Origin of the sequence: Vibrio sp. 1557, from assembly GCF_033340175.1 — a bacterium.
Classification (GTDB): Bacteria; Pseudomonadota; Gammaproteobacteria; order Enterobacterales; family Vibrionaceae; genus Vibrio; species Vibrio alginolyticus.
This window is the reverse complement of sequence record NZ_JAWOVZ010000018.1, coordinates 58155-74404: the sequence shown is the minus strand read 5'-3', so window position 1 is coordinate 74404 and position 16250 is coordinate 58155. Positions and strand designations below refer to the sequence as shown.

11 protein-coding genes and 3 pseudogenes are annotated in these 16250 nt (G+C 40.6%); 5 read left to right on the top strand and 9 right to left on the bottom strand.

From position 1 onward, the window contains the following. The 3 genes and pseudogenes from R7070_RS18395 to R7070_RS18385 all read left to right on the top strand — a co-directional run bounded on the left by R7070_RS18395 (position 1) and on the right by R7070_RS18385 (position 4403). Complete coding sequence (locus tag R7070_RS18395) at positions 1–1797, top strand: hypothetical protein (protein ID WP_256900746.1); 1797 nt, start codon at positions 1–3, stop codon at positions 1795–1797. Beyond that, positions 1787–2740, top strand: a complete 954-nt coding sequence (locus R7070_RS18390; RefSeq protein WP_262592369.1) for a hypothetical protein — start codon at positions 1787–1789, stop codon at positions 2738–2740. Before R7070_RS18395 ends, R7070_RS18390 begins: the two co-directional genes overlap by 11 nt. Positions 2741–3374: 634 nt before the next feature. Then, positions 3375–4403: pseudogene (locus R7070_RS18385) on the top strand (IS110 family transposase). A 351-nt stretch (positions 4404–4754) separates the two neighbouring features. Here the strand turns inward: R7070_RS18385 and R7070_RS18380 are convergent. Continuing rightward, positions 4755–5369 (bottom strand): hypothetical protein, encoded by a 615-nt coding sequence (locus R7070_RS18380; RefSeq protein ID WP_256900744.1) that lies wholly within the window; start codon positions 5367–5369, stop codon positions 4755–4757. Between the two features lie 130 nt (positions 5370–5499). Here R7070_RS18380 and R7070_RS18375 point away from each other — a divergent pair. Beyond that, positions 5500–5949, top strand: a pseudogene (locus tag R7070_RS18375) (IS110 family transposase); the annotation flags it as partial. Between the two features lie 144 nt (positions 5950–6093). Here R7070_RS18375 and R7070_RS18370 read toward each other — a convergent pair. From R7070_RS18370 to R7070_RS18345, 6 genes and pseudogenes are all read right to left on the bottom strand, one after another. Continuing rightward, positions 6094–6639 (bottom strand): elongation factor P hydroxylase, encoded by a 546-nt coding sequence (locus R7070_RS18370; protein ID WP_256900743.1) that lies wholly within the window; start codon positions 6637–6639, stop codon positions 6094–6096. A gap of 85 nt (positions 6640–6724) precedes the next feature. Continuing rightward, complete coding sequence (locus R7070_RS18365; protein WP_256900742.1) at positions 6725–7150, bottom strand: hypothetical protein; 426 nt, start codon at positions 7148–7150, stop codon at positions 6725–6727. Next, positions 7147–9198 (bottom strand): hypothetical protein, encoded by a 2052-nt coding sequence (locus R7070_RS18360; RefSeq protein WP_256900741.1) that lies wholly within the window; start codon positions 9196–9198, stop codon positions 7147–7149. The genes R7070_RS18365 and R7070_RS18360 overlap by 4 nt, the downstream gene beginning before the upstream one ends. A 1-nt stretch (position 9199) precedes the next feature. Continuing rightward, positions 9200–11170, bottom strand: coding sequence for a hypothetical protein (locus R7070_RS18355; protein ID WP_262592367.1), 1971 nt, complete (start codon positions 11168–11170; stop codon positions 9200–9202). After that, positions 11157–12584 (bottom strand): tyrosine-type recombinase/integrase, encoded by a 1428-nt coding sequence (locus R7070_RS18350; RefSeq protein ID WP_256900739.1) that lies wholly within the window; start codon positions 12582–12584, stop codon positions 11157–11159. The genes R7070_RS18355 and R7070_RS18350 overlap by 14 nt, the downstream gene beginning before the upstream one ends. A gap of 75 nt (positions 12585–12659) precedes the next feature. Continuing rightward, positions 12660–12836, bottom strand: a pseudogene (locus tag R7070_RS18345) (elongation factor P hydroxylase); the annotation flags it as partial. A gap of 332 nt (positions 12837–13168) precedes the next feature. On the opposite strand from R7070_RS18345, the gene R7070_RS18340 reads away from it, so the two are divergent. Then, the gene (locus tag R7070_RS18340; RefSeq protein ID WP_005380544.1) at positions 13169–13792 is read left to right on the top strand and encodes a trimeric intracellular cation channel family protein; all 624 of its coding nucleotides are present in this window, start codon (positions 13169–13171) and stop codon (positions 13790–13792) included. A 223-nt stretch (positions 13793–14015) separates the two neighbouring features. On the opposite strand, the gene aroC is transcribed toward R7070_RS18340, so the two are convergent. After that, a complete protein-coding gene (gene aroC / locus R7070_RS18335; protein WP_017820803.1) occupies positions 14016–15101 on the bottom strand; it encodes a chorismate synthase in 1086 nt (361 codons plus the stop codon). A 179-nt stretch (positions 15102–15280) separates the two neighbouring features. Continuing rightward, the gene (gene prmB, locus R7070_RS18330; protein ID WP_213907162.1) at positions 15281–16213 is read right to left on the bottom strand and encodes a 50S ribosomal protein L3 N(5)-glutamine methyltransferase; all 933 of its coding nucleotides are present in this window, start codon (positions 16211–16213) and stop codon (positions 15281–15283) included. Positions 16214–16250 lie beyond the last annotated feature (37 nt).

Here is a 16250-nt window from a genome sequence, read left to right as displayed (position 1 = left end):
ATGCATAATTTATTTGGGTTTAATAATATATTTGAACACTCTAATGCTAGATACTTCACTTCTAACCAACTAGCTGAAGAATTTGTTTGGACTCCAGCATTTGAATCGCTAATATCCAACAAAAACCATATCATACTAGGCTCTAGAGGCTCGGGTAAGACTGCACTAATTAAAATGCTTTCTCATGAGTGCCTTACTAAGTTGAACGATGATAAAGCAAAGCAAGTCATAGATGAACGTTCATTTATTGCGACTTATATCCCCTTGAAAGTTGAGTGGGTAAACTCAATTGGTGACATTGACGATAATAATCAGCTTTTTAAGTGGAGCTTGAACTTATCTTCATGCGCACGGTTTCTAGATACCATAAGAAGTTGCCTTCATTCATATATTGAGGATGAAGTAGATAGAGTTATCAAAGAGAAAGCTATTTGCAATAAAATATCTGAGCTATGGTTGTCTAAAAAATTAAATACAATTACTGACATTTATGATGAACTAGAGATCGTTGAATATAAGAAAAATATTATATTTAATAAAATAAAATTAGGTCTAGAATTAAGTAATGATGATCTTATGGTAGGGCTTAACTTCAATACTGATTTATTTAAGCCTTTAATAATGGCCCTATCGACAGTAAGAAAAGAAATCGGACTTTCTAATGCTTCCACATTCTGTGTTTGCATTGATGAGGCTGAATTCTTAACAAAAGAACATCATAGAATATTGAACACGCATATGAGGTCATATAACGAAATCGTGTTCAAAATAACAACAATGCCATACCGACACTATACTCTGGAAACTGATACGGGTACTCCATTAAACATGGGTCACGACTTTGATTATTTAAATATTGATAAGCAAGGTCTTCATGGTAGTTCAAAGAGTAACTCTAATAATTTCTTTGAAAATTTCGCAGAGAAGTTATTTAAAAAAAGAATAGAAAGTTCATCTATTATAAACAAAGATATCACCCTAAAGTCTCTTTTAGGAAATTCGATCTTAATTGACTCCCCTAAAGATGCTCTTCCTGATGAAAAATTGATGGAGAAGGTGAGAGAATATTGTGACTCCAGTACGATAAAAAGAGCGGAAAGGTTACTGGAAGAAGACTATTCTCTTTTCGAAAGTTCAGTATCAAGAAAATTGAGAGGGACGTTGATATTAAAGGACTCCTTTCAGCGTTACAAAGGTAATGCTTCACCATTTATATTCTCTGGGTACTCACTGGTAGTAAGATGTGCAGATGGAAACCCGCGTCGACTATTAAGGCTATTTAATTATCTTTTTTCAAAGAATATTGAGTCTTGCACTGAGCTTAAGCCTCTATCAGACAAGGAACAAGGGGCGAAACTAAAAGAGTTTTCATACTCAGAGCTAGACGGTCTAAACCTAGAGGTTGATGGCAAGAAAGCCTTCGATCTGTTTACAACAATTGGTAGATTCTTAAAAGACAAACTACATACAGACAAGATAAATACAGATACATACAGCTCATTCTCATTCGATGTTGAAGACGATAGAGTATGGAAATATATAGAAACAGCTGTAGATCTAGGATTGATTTATCCTGATTTTAGGGGATTGGACAATGACAACAAAATGCCAAATAGAAAAGGTAGATTCGCCTTGGCTTTTTGTTTATCACCTCATTTTTACTTAATGCCAAGAAAAGGAAACTCCATCAAACTGTCTGTGATAATGAACAATCATTCTTACAGCCGATTTAAAGCAATAAATAAGAAAAATGATGATGGGCAATATAGTTTAGATTTGGAGGGAAATGATGAATAAATTACATGTAGATGACTTGTCAATAGGTGAGCTAAGTCAGTCAGAGTATGATATCGCATTATTTTCTTGTGGATACGAAGAGCGCTGTATTGATGTAGCTACACGGTTACATAAAGATAATATCGATCATGTCATTGTGTTAGCTTTTGACCAACATAAAGAAGATCCGGTTCGAGCAGATAGCTTGAATTACTTTTCGGAAAACTGGACTGGTTTCAAATTACTAGAAATTTCACAGCGAGAAATCTCTGAAATACAAAAAACACTAAGTGAAACAATTAATAAAATTAACCGTACTGAAATAAAAATATTAATTGATTATACTTCGATGTCTCGAGCTTGGTATGCAGCAGTCTTGAACTATCTAGTAAATTTCTGTGAAGTAAGAGTAATCGTTGATTTAACATACGCAACTGCAGTATATAAAAATTTAGATCTTAACGTTGAACTAGGTGAGTTGCGCATAATTCCGGGGTGTGAAGGTATTTCATTAACCAAAAGACATAATGCAGCAATATTTATGCTTGGCTTTGATAGATATGGGCCACAAAGATTGTATAACTTATTAAACCCAAACAAATGCTTTGGTATTATGGCTGCACCAGCAGCAACCTATGATTATGAAAATACTTGTTTAGAAAAAAATAAAGACTTTATTTCACACTACCTTGGAGGTGAAGATAAACTTATAAAGCTGCCAATTAATAGTATTGCTACGTGTTACGATAACATGTCACAAATGCTCTCCCCTCTTCGTTCTGAGTATAACGTCTCAATCATTCCATTTGGGCCAAAGCCACACATTTTAGCCGCAATACTTTGTAGTTTTAACTACCCCAATGTTACCTGTCTTTACTCTGAATATATTCGAAATGAAACTGCGAAAGTTGAATCATCCGGTGATTTTGTAATATCTCGCTTGTATATCAAAAGAGGTGAATAATTTATTTAAGGTACTACATTACTCGATAATTCAGTTATGATGTAGGATGCACTATAGCTAGAACATCTGACTCTGATTTACCCTCAGAGTCAGTATTGCAGATGAGTTTCCTACTGACTAACTGTATTTACTAGAGAGTTCAATATCTCAAATCATTACCAGTCAATCGTTGGCATCTCACCTTGAGGTTTTAAAGACATTTTTTAATTTAAATATCAAGCATTTAGAGCAAAGCGAAATCGTTATGTCTATCTTCGAGTAAACCGGGGCTGAGCTGGCTCCATCTGTTCCCCACTGTTGGCTAGGGTTAGTAATAAAGTCTCATGCTAAACAGCCAATTAACACTGTTCGTACCGTTTTAAATTAAACGTGCTCAAAGAAAAAGATAAAGAGTCATACTAATTGCTGCTACCAAGTCTGAATCGTGCTACAACGGAGTATTAAAGTAGCATACTAGTTGTAACTCATTTCTAGACACCCTTGTTAGTTAGTAATCACCTGACTATGCCTTCTCTCCACCAAGACTCAAAGCATTAAGGGTGGTTATTTTTTGTGCATCCAGAAGGTGGTAAGCGGTAATGGTTACTTGATTATCATGCTCAATTACCTTGAGAATTGTAGTGGCATAATGACTATGTCCACCATTCAAACTATTGGCATTGACCTCGCCAAGAATGTCTTCAGTATTCATGGCGTTGATGCATATGGCAAGTGTGTACTACGCAAAACTGTTAAAAGAAACAAACTGTTAGATATATTCGCCAACTTACCGCCCTGCTTAGTCGGTATGGAAGCTTGCTCTGGCGCTCATCATTGGGCTAGAGAACTAAGCAAGCTTGGCCATACCCCTCGCATTATGGCTTCTAAATTTGTTATCCCTTATCGACAAAGTGAAAAGAACGATGCCAACGACGCTGAAGCCATATGTGAAGCAGTCAGCCGACCTAAAACACGATTTGTCTCCATTAAAAGGGCAGAGCAACAAGCTGTTCTTACCCTTCACCGTATTCGACAGGGTCTGAATAAAAACCGCACCGCCACCATTAATCAGTTACGTGGATTACTTTCTGAATTCGGTATTATTATTCCTCAAGGTCGATACCCGCTCCAAAATACCATTCCCAGTATTCTTGAAGATGCGGAAAATGGATTACCTACGCTGGCTCGCGAATAGCTTTATGACTTAGTCAATCGCATCCACGATATCAACGACGAAGTACTGCGATACGACCGCAAAATTTATACACTCGTAAGTCAGATGAAAGAGGCTAAAAAACTCATGACTATTCCTGGCGTAGGTGAACATAGTACAACAGCCATCGTTGCTACCGTTTCTGATGGAAAACAATTTCGTTCCAGTCGCCAATTTGCCGCATGGATAGGATTAGTACCAAGACAATATACCACTGGCGGTCACATCCAACTTGGACGCATAAGCAAACGAGGCGACAAACACATCCGAACATTACTCATTCATGGTGCACGCGCTGTTATAGCAAGATGCAAAGATAAAACGGATAGAAACAGTCTCTGGTTACAACAATTAGTTGAACGTCGTGGCTATAAGCGAGCAACCGTCGCTTTAGCTGCTAAAAATGCCCGAATTATCTGGGCTTTACTGACTTCGGGAAACGAGTACAAAGTTAACTATATCAACGGTTAACCTCAACGAGTCAACACAATAGCAATTGATGACAATACGGTCAGACCGAGGTACCAAAGCCTGTTTAATTGGGAAGTCGAAAATACTGTCTAACGAATGAGGCTGGTACCAAGCGAATATCATCAAGGTAATGGCAATAAAGCCTGTCAAATACCGAATGTAGAGCTGCTGTCCGATCCACTGTTGTCAGAGAGAGCTATTGTTGACAAAAGAGGGAGTCCATGTAGCCCAATTAAGGTGTGAGCCACGTGACCACGACACTCAATTTGAATACCGTAAACCCTGAACTTGACTCAAACCAGAAATACCAAGTGTGGGGAATCACTCTTAAATTTCTTGTTATATTTCTTTCTATTTACATTTAATTTTTGAATACCTTTTTAGTTTATCATATACATTGCTATTATAAGCATTGTTCATTTGGTTAATTTCTAGATTAACTTTGTATATCGCTTTCTTTTTTATCTCAATATCCAAATCTTTTATTTCATTATCTTTTTTATGAATGTTTTTATACCACCCAAAGAAACCAAAAACCAAAAGACAAGACATTATAACAATATAACCAAAGGCCATAAAAACAACATCATTTCGAGATAGAAGAGCTAGTTTACTTCCTGTGTCAGTATTCACAAACTTCTTATTTTCTTCAATAATCTCGTTATGCCTTAAAATTTCATTACTGATAAAATCCAACTCTTTCTCACCCTTAAACTGTTTAGGAATCCAATTTATTTCATTGGATTCTAACTCTCCCTTTTTTATTGAAATCAATCTCAACTCAAGATCATTTTTAGCATCCAATGACCTCCAATATACAGACGATTTCTGGAGTTCTTCATCTAATTTAATTTCAATACTTACAAGCCAAATGTAACTAGCAACTAAACCAGCAAAAAACCATAACCCTGCAACAGCTGAGAATTTGTACAAATTATCGGTTGGAGTACTTGGTATTCCTTTCATTTTTCTTTCCATCAATAACATATTGAAGCATATTATACACTTTACGCCCAAAAATATAACGAATGACATGGATTCCCCCCTCCCGAGGATCGACCACTCTTATGTGGTACTTATTTGCACTGGAGGCACCATGTCTGATTATTCTTATTTTGGCGGTATCGACTTAGCTAAAAATCACTTCAGTATTCATGTCGTAAACTCGCAAGGTAAAGTCGTCCTGCATAAATCCGTTACCCGCTCTAATCTACTGCCTACATTAGCAAATATGCCAACTATGCGTATAGGCTTAGAAGCGTGCGGTGGAGCGCATTGCTGGGCAAGGACACTCCATGGGCTTGGCCATGATGCTCGCATCATGGCGGTTAAGTATGTCGTCCCACACCGTACAAAAGGTAAAAATGACCTCAATGATGCTGTTGCTATTTGCCAAGCTGTACAACATTCATCTACCCGCTTCGTACCCGTAAAATCCCCTGAGTAACAAGCCATTTTGTCGGCGCACCGTATGAGAGAACATTGGGTTCGTGAACGAACTGCTTTAATGAATCGTATCCGAGCGCTGCTTTCCGAATTCGGACTAATCAATGCCTGTACTTTGACATATCGATAAACCAAGCCATTTTCTCAAACCGAACGGCAACAAGATCGAGCCCATCAACGGCTATTTTTAATACTTCCTATGATGAAATATCTACTTTCGGTATATACATCAAGTTATAGGAAATCAACACCCTTCGGTATCAAGTAAATAGAAACCGCACGAATTAATTAATCCATTGATTTTCATGTACTTTTTTAAGCCATAGAGTGCTTTTTTGGCGGTAGGCGGCGGACTTAACAGCATTTCTTGATAGGCTAGTTCCAAATGTTGCAGAAAGCTTTCCGACGGAGGCCGTCCTGAAAAATCGTCGAGGCTTGGTGAAAACTTAACCCCGACTATCTCGCACATTACTTTTTCCAACCCTTGTGGCCTAGCTTCAACCACTTCAAAACGTTGCTGTTCCTCGGCAGTTCTTCCGCTCGGGGTATACCAGTAACCAAAATCGTCCAAACTTCTGCGCCGATCGCCAGCTAAACAATAGTGGGAAATTTCATGTAAAAGGCTGCGTGGATAGTTGCTTCTAAAATAAAGAACTGCATTGGTATTTGCCCGTGGAGCTTCGTAAAATGGCTCCTCAGCGTCACCTTTTATTGTTAGATTAGGAAAAATATCCGAAAACGCATTTATCAAATTTCGACAGTATTCATCATCGGTACAGCACACACTCATTTATTCCCTTCCTGATACAACTCGACTGTTCGAGAAAATTTCAAAAACACAAAGAGCAAATGATACAACATTTTTATACCAGCACTTAGCGTACACTAGGCATTCTGATGATTTTCACATTCTTAACCTCAGCCAACCCGGTTTCAAGCTCAAAGTTTCGCCTTACTACATTTAAATACTCCGTCATTAACATGTCATATGCTTGCTTGAGCTGGTTATAGTCACTGATTGCTTTTTGTTTTAGCGCTTTCTGCTGCTCAATTTTGGCGTTGGTCGATGGCGTTGCTGGACCATTTTTCTTTCTAACCACCTCTGCATCAGCTATCGCTTCACACAGTAATGGGTATCTTTCATAACGCACATAACCTTTCCCGCGGCCAGCTTCACGCCCCACAGCATCTTTAGTGATTCTAAATCTCGTCGACTTGGTATCGACAATTTTGGTTTTGCCGCTTTTTAAGCGTTCAAGGGCTCCCCAATACTCATTTTCAATTTTACTTCGTGTCTTCAAGTAACCTCCTCGGATTCAATGAGCCTCTGCAGAAAACGATCAATTTGCTTAATATTAGCCTCGTACTCTTGTCGCGCACGCTTGGGAGCGCCTTCGGCTAGCTGAGCCTCATAGAACTCTTTTGTTTGCTCTAGTGCGGCTCTGGAACCAGGCAGAAATACGGCATTTTCGCAACTAATACAGGCGGATGCGAGTACACCAGCGCCTTTATTACAAGCCGCCACAGATACGCATCCTCCAACCAGTGTGGGACGATAACGAAATTTTCCCTTTTTTACCGCTTGTTTTGTATCCTCACGTTTTTTTAAGAATTGAGGCAACTCACCTTTGTCCTTTTGGGCTTTCAGTCTTTTGCCTGCGATACCTTCTAATGGCTGTTCGCTTTCTAGCAGTGTGAGGAAGCTATCCGCTTCAGCACGTGCTTTGGCATCTGACCACTCAGCACGTAAGGCTTTGATCTCGGTTTCATCACCCAGAATATTTATGGCTCTTGAATTTGAGTCTGAGTAATATACTGTCATCACCATGCTGATATGTTTAAGCTGCGCCTTGAGAACAGGATATGACACCATTCCGCTAGCTGCCGCATAGACTGTCATTGACCGTCTCAACTGATGGAACGTAAGAGGCCAAACCTTACCCAGCTTGATTGCATTTGGTACACTCGCCCCATACAAAAACCAACTTGTTTCCGCTATATCTTGTGCCGTGATTTCTAGCTCTTTCTTGTAGATATCTTTATTAATACGTCTTAAGTTGAAAGTGGCTGTTGTAAAACGAAATTGTCGGTGAGGAATACCGCTTATTCCGTGTTCAACCGACAAGAAAAGTGGTATTTCTTGCTCTTGGATATCCTTTATTCGCCTGTCGCCAGACCACTCAAGTACACCTTCAGAGATTATCTTTGCAACCTTAAAAGCGACTTCAACGGCTGAACATGTCACCCACTTAGTAAACCTAGGAACGCCATTGGGTTCAAGCTTTGTTGTTGTCGACCAAACGACAGGAATAGGACCACTCTCAGTATTGATTGTCTTTAATCCATTAAGGGGAATAGCCAACAACTCACTTTTTCGCATACCAGTAAATGCAGAAATTAAAATGGCACACCTAAGCTGCCATCCCCTCAGCTTTTCAACGAGCCCAGCCCAACTTTCGCTTTTTGAAATACCAGCTTGATAGAGCTCTTTAAAGGCTTTAGAAGCATCTACATTTTCACGTAATAATTTTCTCCAGTAGTATTGGATTCGTTGACTTTGATGCTTTGTTATTGCAGTCGCTACCAAACCTCTATCAAGCTCAACGCCTTTATCTCTCGCTATACTTCGCAGAGAAAAGACAAGCTTTATGGCTTTCTCGTGTTGTAAGAAACAATCTAGATCTTCGATAGTTTTCTTGAGCACACTTTGATAGATTTCCGATGGAATGAGGAGTGTCTGTACTGATTCCGTGGTTTCTGGGAATTTTTTTCTGGTTCTCTTTAATCTGTCTATAAATTCAATCGACGGCCTTACTTCTTGCCAGAACATATTACTGCTGAGTGACGTTGCGGTATCAGCGATGCGTTGTATTTTCCCGAGCAATAGCCCTGTCTGTTTTGTTGTTGAAGCTCGACTCGTTAGGAAATCTATTGCGTCGGGAGTAGAGAGTATATTCTTAGGGGGAATACCACAATCTAGACAATAACGTATCAAAAACGAAACTGCCGTCACATCACCGTTAAGCTTAGACATTGAGCAGCCACCAACTGCACTTATCCAATGTAACGTTAGAGTTTTAAGAAATTCATTGGCTACATCAAATTTATGCTTACTCTCTACTCTTCCCCCATCAGCAGGGGTAATGTTCTCGAGTTTTGCTCTGAAATTAAGTAATCGAATTGTTGAACTTGTAGCACTATAATCCCAAATATCATCACAAAATATGGATTTAGGGCTTCCATCTTTGTTAATCGTAACCACCATGTTATCAGCAGGCTTTACGGATGAAAGGTCACTTGGTGGGTAAACCTCCATAACAATTGGCTTACGCGACATTAATTTCGACAAACTATATCTCTCTTCCGGAACTGTTTGCTCGACGTAGCAAGATTTCAATCTGCCGACCCCAATGTTGATTAAAGTTACCCATTTCTATCTTGTCCTCGACCTGCCTTATGACTTCTCTAAGCTCATGATTATTATTGCTAACAAAATCCAAAATTTCGTCAATTCGAAATATTGCAGGCTTAACAACGGCTTCATGGTGCTCTGAATCATTTCTGATCATTGAAGTGGTATTTAACGCTTCTTTGAGACTTAATAGTTTATGGATATCTTCAAAATCCTCATGGATTGTGAAGTATTCACAGAAAAGACAACTTTCAAACGTGCCGCAGGCTGGCTCAGGTGCTTTAGCATTAAACCCCTTGGCTCTCGAAGGCACCTCCCCATCTATGTTAGAGCATGATCCGGTAGCTATTCTTTCCGATTCATTTTCATTTGCAAAAATCACGGGAATGGGGCTATTAGTTGTGCGATTAAAATACCGAATTTTAGAACTCAGCTCTTCGTGATAACGGTTCATTTCTTGAGCCTGCGTTTCTATATCAATTGACGTATACGATGTTGCTGTCGTTGCAATCGAGTTGTTTAGTTTCTTTGCGACCAAAGAAACTTTCCCTTGTGATTTTCGAATAAAATATTCACCCGCAAGCTGCCTTATATCCCGAGATGAAACTTTGGTGATTCCTTTAAATAGAAGAGATTTTCTTATTAGGGTACTACCGTTACTTCTGTCTAATCGTTGTAATTTATTATTTTCACCAATTTTGACGAATAGGTAGTCATTCGCATCTCCAGGTAGTTCAAGACTTTCAGCCCACGTTCGCAAACTTACATATTTTACTATCTCTCGCTTTAAATGACTGGGCGCATCAAATCTAACCGACCTTCCCGCTCGAAATTTATGTTTCTTTGCGAAAGCACTAAAGCCTACTTTACTGAGGTTTATATCCGATATTTTAAGATCAAGTGTGGGCTGAACATTTGCCGCAGTAAACGCAAGATAGATCTGAAAAAAGCAAAATACGCTTAAATTATAGGCGTAGATCTTTTGAGGTGTTAACTTCCCGCTTACCCATTCGTTTCTATTGCGGACAAGCGCTCTATCATAAAATTCTGACTTAGTTGGGATCTTACTTTTAAAATTTTTTGCCAGAATATCTTTGATTTCTTGGTAAGGGAGCGGATCACCATTTTTAGTAAAGCAGTTTGGCAAACTCACCAAAGAGGTTCCTAAAGTTGAATGCCAATATAGATGTTCACGTTCATCATGCGGATGGCTCACTGGAATGGGATATTGATTATCTAAGATAGCGTCAGCAAATTGATTGAAATAAGCAGCACACGCGCGTAAGTAGTCTTGCCCATCTTGAAGGCTTACAGATCGACTTTCGTTTACTGAATTGGACTGCCGGCTACGTTGTTTGGGTATAAGAGCAAGAATTTCATTGTTAGATAACTGAAATGCCCATTGAATAAAGCTTCGTGCAGTATTTAAGCGTTTCAAAACTGACGATGATTTTAGAGATGAATTACTACCCACACAGCCCCTTTGGCCAAGTATGTTTTGATAACGCTGATATTCACTCACCAACCCGTCTAGTGTGGTTGGCTTTGAACCTCCCTCAAAATCACAAAAATGAAAAAAGTGCCGCAAGCAGTGCAGGTTCTGCCGAAGCGTTTCATCGCGCCACCCTTTGTGAAATGCTGTATACAAATAGTTTCGGAGCCACTCTACTCTTACTGACGATAAAGATTTAGTATTAACTGAACTGGGGATATAGTGTTTACCACTCAGGGAGCGTACTGAATCCATTGCGCGTTCCAGGTAACACACTCTGCCAATATCTACTTTAAAGTGCATACCATCTGCTCTGACTCCTTTAACCACTGCAGCTTGAGGAGCATACACTTTGGGCAAGTTCTTAGGGTTCACTTCAATTAAGGGACGGCTATCGATAGAGTCATTCATCATCATCTCTACATATCATATCGCCAAATGCTTCTTGTATATCGTTAAACTCGGAAAGATCAGAGTCGAAGTTGAGATACCCTTCAGTCGTTTTAAAATTACTGTGATTTAAATGCTGCCTAACATGGTCGAATATTTTTGAGTCAGGATAACCGTTAGATCTCATAGACCTTACGATATTCATACCCATAGTCGCCCTGAGATCATGGAAAGTGAAGGCTTTAAAGGTTAGTTCGGATTTTTGGATTCGAAAAATAAACCGTCCTAATTCATTGCGAAGAGATTGACCATTCTTGGGCACCATCATAGGGGCTTTAATATTCCAGGAAGCTTTAGGGTCTTGACGGTCTACGATTTCTCGTTGAGCGGTATAATATGGATTGCCACTTCGAGTTAAAAACACATAGTTGTCATCAGTATCACCATAAAAACTATTATCATGGCGTCTGCGGTCTTCCGCACGCTTACACTCGATGTAAGTCATCAAATCATCAATGAGCTCACGTCTAAAAATCAGCCTATTTAATCTGCTGCCTTTCGTATCAGCTTTGTAGCGTTGACCACCATATATAACAACATTAGTCATTGACGGAGTAGTTTCTAATTCACTGTAAGCTTTCTTTATACAGCCTATGCTTAATGTGCATACGGTTTGCTGCCTTGCTCCTGTTTCGAGTGCGATTCGAATCATTAACTCAAGCTCTACCGAGGCGTAGTTTCTTCTAAAAGCATCAAAAATAATCTGTTGCTCTTCTCCGGTTAGAGGACGCAATCTCCCCCCATCGCTTAGTTTTCCTATGGGAGAATTATGATTTCGACTACTCCTAATTCTGAGGTCATTCGTAATGACCTGAGTGCTTCGAACTAAACCTACTCGGTTAGTGGTCATGATCGACTTTCTTATCTCGGTGAATGGCTGGTTTTCTAAACTAGCTTCTGTCACTAACGATTCATAACGGATGTTTTTATAGAAATGGGCAACAGTAGAAAGTACGTTATTAATACTTTCAGCACTAAAATCGTGGTTGTCCAAAGCTTGACTCATGAACAACCTGAACTTTTGAGGAGCACGCTCATAGTAAAGCTTGGGAAGATCGAGAAAATGCTGACCTGTGTCCTCTAAGTACTGTAAGTAGTACTTCAAGTGAGTTGCTCGAGCAGTGAGTGTTCTCATATTTGAGAGATTTGGCTTTTCTAGTTGGCCTAATAAATAGGCGTTGCCTATATCCCAAGGTATACCGTTTGATTGAAGGATGACAGGCATCTTTGGAAAATAACCACTGCTTTCTATGTGGGAAAAGCGATATTCATATTCGTCAATCTCTTCCCCAGCTTCCCACATCAGCCGCCCCTTATAAAAGTGACCTAAATGGATAACTCTCGCTGTTGATTTAAACAGATCATTGAGGGTGTTTTTCACCTATAGAATCTCCTTAGGATGTACATTATTCCTAGTATGAGTTTCTTAGTATGTCAACCTTTAAAGAGATGCATGGATCTCGTGTAAAGCAGAGGCGTAAAAACCCCGAGCAAAAATAATCCGATGATGAGGGTGTTCATCATCAGCAGGAAGATAAATAGGCTCATCACCACCTAACTCTAATTTCGTATTAAATTGTTCTAAAAAGGTGTCATTAAAAATGGTGATTAAGTCTTGGTATTCGTGGGTCATCGTCGAGTTTGTACTTCAGTTTGACATGCGCTGCATATTGTCGCTGTTTTTAGCTATGAGGTAAAGGCAACCCCACATTTTTGGTTATTAGTTGAATTTATCTGAACATCGCTTTCTCCATACAATTTCTCATTCGTCAGCGTACTTATTTACCACTACACTCTCGCCTTATTTTGATGCCGTTCAAACCGCTATTTTTAAGCCGTTTGATTACAAGCATGTTGCTGGTTTTAATCACTTTTTAAGAGAGATAGAACCGTTTGTAAGTGTTGTTACTTCGCCTACGCTGATTCTCGTAGAACGTAGTGACTTTTTACGTTGAGTGTTTCCCTATGTTGCTAAGTGTGTTGTATATCATTGGTATCACGGCTGAAGCCATGACAGGTGCGTTAAGTGCTGGTAGAAGAAAGATGGACTGGTTTGGTGTTATGTTGGTGGCCAGCGCAACGGCCATTGGTGGTGGCACCGTACGTGACATTCTATTAGGCCACTACCCTCTTGGTTGGGTAAAAAACCCAGAGTTCCTTGCAATTACGTGTGTTGCAGGTGTGCTAACAACAGGTTTAGCGAAATGGGTGATTAAGCTGAAAGGTCTGTTCATTCGCCTCGATGCACTAGGTTTAATCGTGTTTAGTATCATCGGAACAAAAATTGCGATGGGCATGGGCTTGCACCCTGGTATTTGTATGGTTTCAGCGTTAGTAACTGGTGTATTCGGTGGGCTACTTCGTGACTTAATCTGTCGCCAAACACCATTGGTACTGCATGAAGAGCTTTACGCTTCTGTCGCTCTTATCGCATCAGGAATGTACTTAGCGCTATTAGAATTTAATGTTCCCGATGTCACTGCCACGATCATTACACTGGTTACTGGTTACATGCTGCGTATGGCTGCAGTGCGCTTTAAGTGGCGTCTGCCTTCTTTCCATTTGGAAACCGAAGGCTCGATTCATTAAGCAAAAACTACTTAAACAAAAAAGGTTGCCTGATAAAATTGTGCCACCCGCGATTCAGTGAGTGGCATAATTTTATATTCAGTCATCCTGAACAGCGACGAAGGAGCATGATTCAGGATCTATTATCCGAGCACTCTGTTGTCAGAGATGTTTCTTTCTCTTTTCATCGTGCTGAAATTAGATTCCTAGTCTCGCTATAGCTCGCTGGAATGACACAAAGCTCTTAAATCTTCGGTGTTTCAGTTGTTACGCCATGGTTTTGACCACGGTGGCGTAGTAAATGATCCATCACCACAATTGCCAGCATCGCTTCTGCGATAGGCACAGCACGAATACCCACACATGGGTCATGACGACCTTTGGTGATCAACTGAGTTGGTTCACCTTCTTTTGTGATGGTCTCACCCGGCACAGTGATACTTGATGTTGGCTTAAGCGCAATGTTAGCGACAATGTCTTGACCAGTCGAGATACCGCCAAGAATGCCACCCGCATGATTACTACCAAAACCTTCAGGAGCAAGCGTATCACGGTGCTGACTGCCTTTTTGGTTTACCACGTCGAAACCGTCTCCGATTTCCACGCCTTTCACCGCGTTTATGCTCATTAGTGCGTGCGCGATGTCTGCATCCAAACGGTCAAATACGGGTTCCCCAAGACCAACAGGCACGTTAGTTGCCACAACCTGGATTTTTGCGCCAATAGAGTCGCCTTCTTTTTTCAGGTCACGGATAAGTTGGTCAAATGCTTCTACTTTGTCAGCATCAGGGCAGAAGAATGCATTGTTCTCGATTTCGTTCCAATCTACCTTGTCGATAGATACATCACCCATTTGTGACAAGTAAGCACGAATCTCAACACCAAACTCATCTTTTAAGTATTTCTTCGCGATTGCACCAGCAGCCACACGCATTGCGGTTTCACGAGCTGAAGAACGGCCGCCACCGCGATAGTCGCGGATGCCATATTTTTGGTGGTAAGTGTAATCAGCATGACCCGGTCTGAACTTATCTTTGATGTCAGAGTAGTCTTTTGAGCGCTGATCGGTGTTTTCAATTAGCAAACCGATCGATGTGCCCGTGGTTTTGCCTTCAAAAACGCCAGAAAGAATTTTAACTTCATCCGGTTCACGACGTTGTGTGGTGTAACGTGATGTGCCTGGACGACGGCGGTCGAGATCAATTTGTAGATCTGCTTCTGTAATTTCCAACCCCGGAGGACATCCGTCTACGATACATCCCAGTGCGATACCGTGACTTTCCCCGAATGTCGTCACTCGGAAATGTTGTCCGATACTGTTTCCTGCCATTACTTCCTCAAGTTTTTATCGCCACGCTCTCTCAAAACAGAGCATAGCTGCTTTCCAATTCTTCGTGGATTCATAGTGGCTTTATTACGTTTTGATGTAAAGAGTTAATATCGGCGAGGTATGCATAAAAAAACACCGAGCATAAAGCTCGGTGTTTTGATGTTTAGTGCAAGACTCTATTAGTCTTTGTACAGTTTAAACTCTTCTGCACACTCAACCAGCTGGTCACGCGTTAGCATAAACACGCCATGACCGCCGTTCTCGAACTCAATCCAAGTAAATGGAATCTCTGGGTACTGTTCCATCATATGAATCATTGAGTTTCCGACTTCACAAATAAGAATGCCGTTATCTGTTAGATAATCTGGCGCGTTAGCAAGAATACGACGCACTAGTTTTAGACCATCCGTACCCGCAGCTAGCCCAAGCTCAGGCTCATGCGTGAACTCATCTGGCAGGCTGTTCATGTCTTCTTCATCCACATATGGTGGGTTGGACACGATTAGATTGTATTTCTCTTTTGGAAGATCACGGAACAAATCAGAGCGAATTGGGAACACTTGCTGCTCCATGCCGTGATCTTGTACGTTTTGCTCAGCCACTTGTAGAGCATCTGTAGAGATGTCGATAGCATCCACTTCTACTTCAGGGAAAGCGTGCGCACAAGCAATCGCGATACAACCAGAACCCGTACATAGGTCCATGATGCGCGTAGGCTCTTCCACCAACCAAGGTTGGAATTCCGCTTGAATCAATTCGCCGATAGGAGAACGTGGCACAAGTACACGCTCATCAACGAAGAACTCAAGACCGCAGAACCATGCTTTGTTTGTTAGGTATGCTGTTGGCGTACGCTCGTTGATGCGTTTTACTACGCGCTCAACAATACGCAGACGCTCGCTTGTCGTTAGGCGAGAGTTCAATACGTGCGGAGGCACATCAATCGGCAAGTATAAGGTTGGCAGGATAAGCTGAACTGCTTCATCCCACGCATTATCAGTACCATGACCGTAAAACAGGTTCGCTGCATTAAAGCGGCTTACCGTCCAACGAATCATATCTTGAAGGGTATGCAGTTCCGATACCGCTTCTTCTACAAAAATCTTATCCAAAATTGCCTCCGAAAAGCGCTACAATACTGCCAATAAA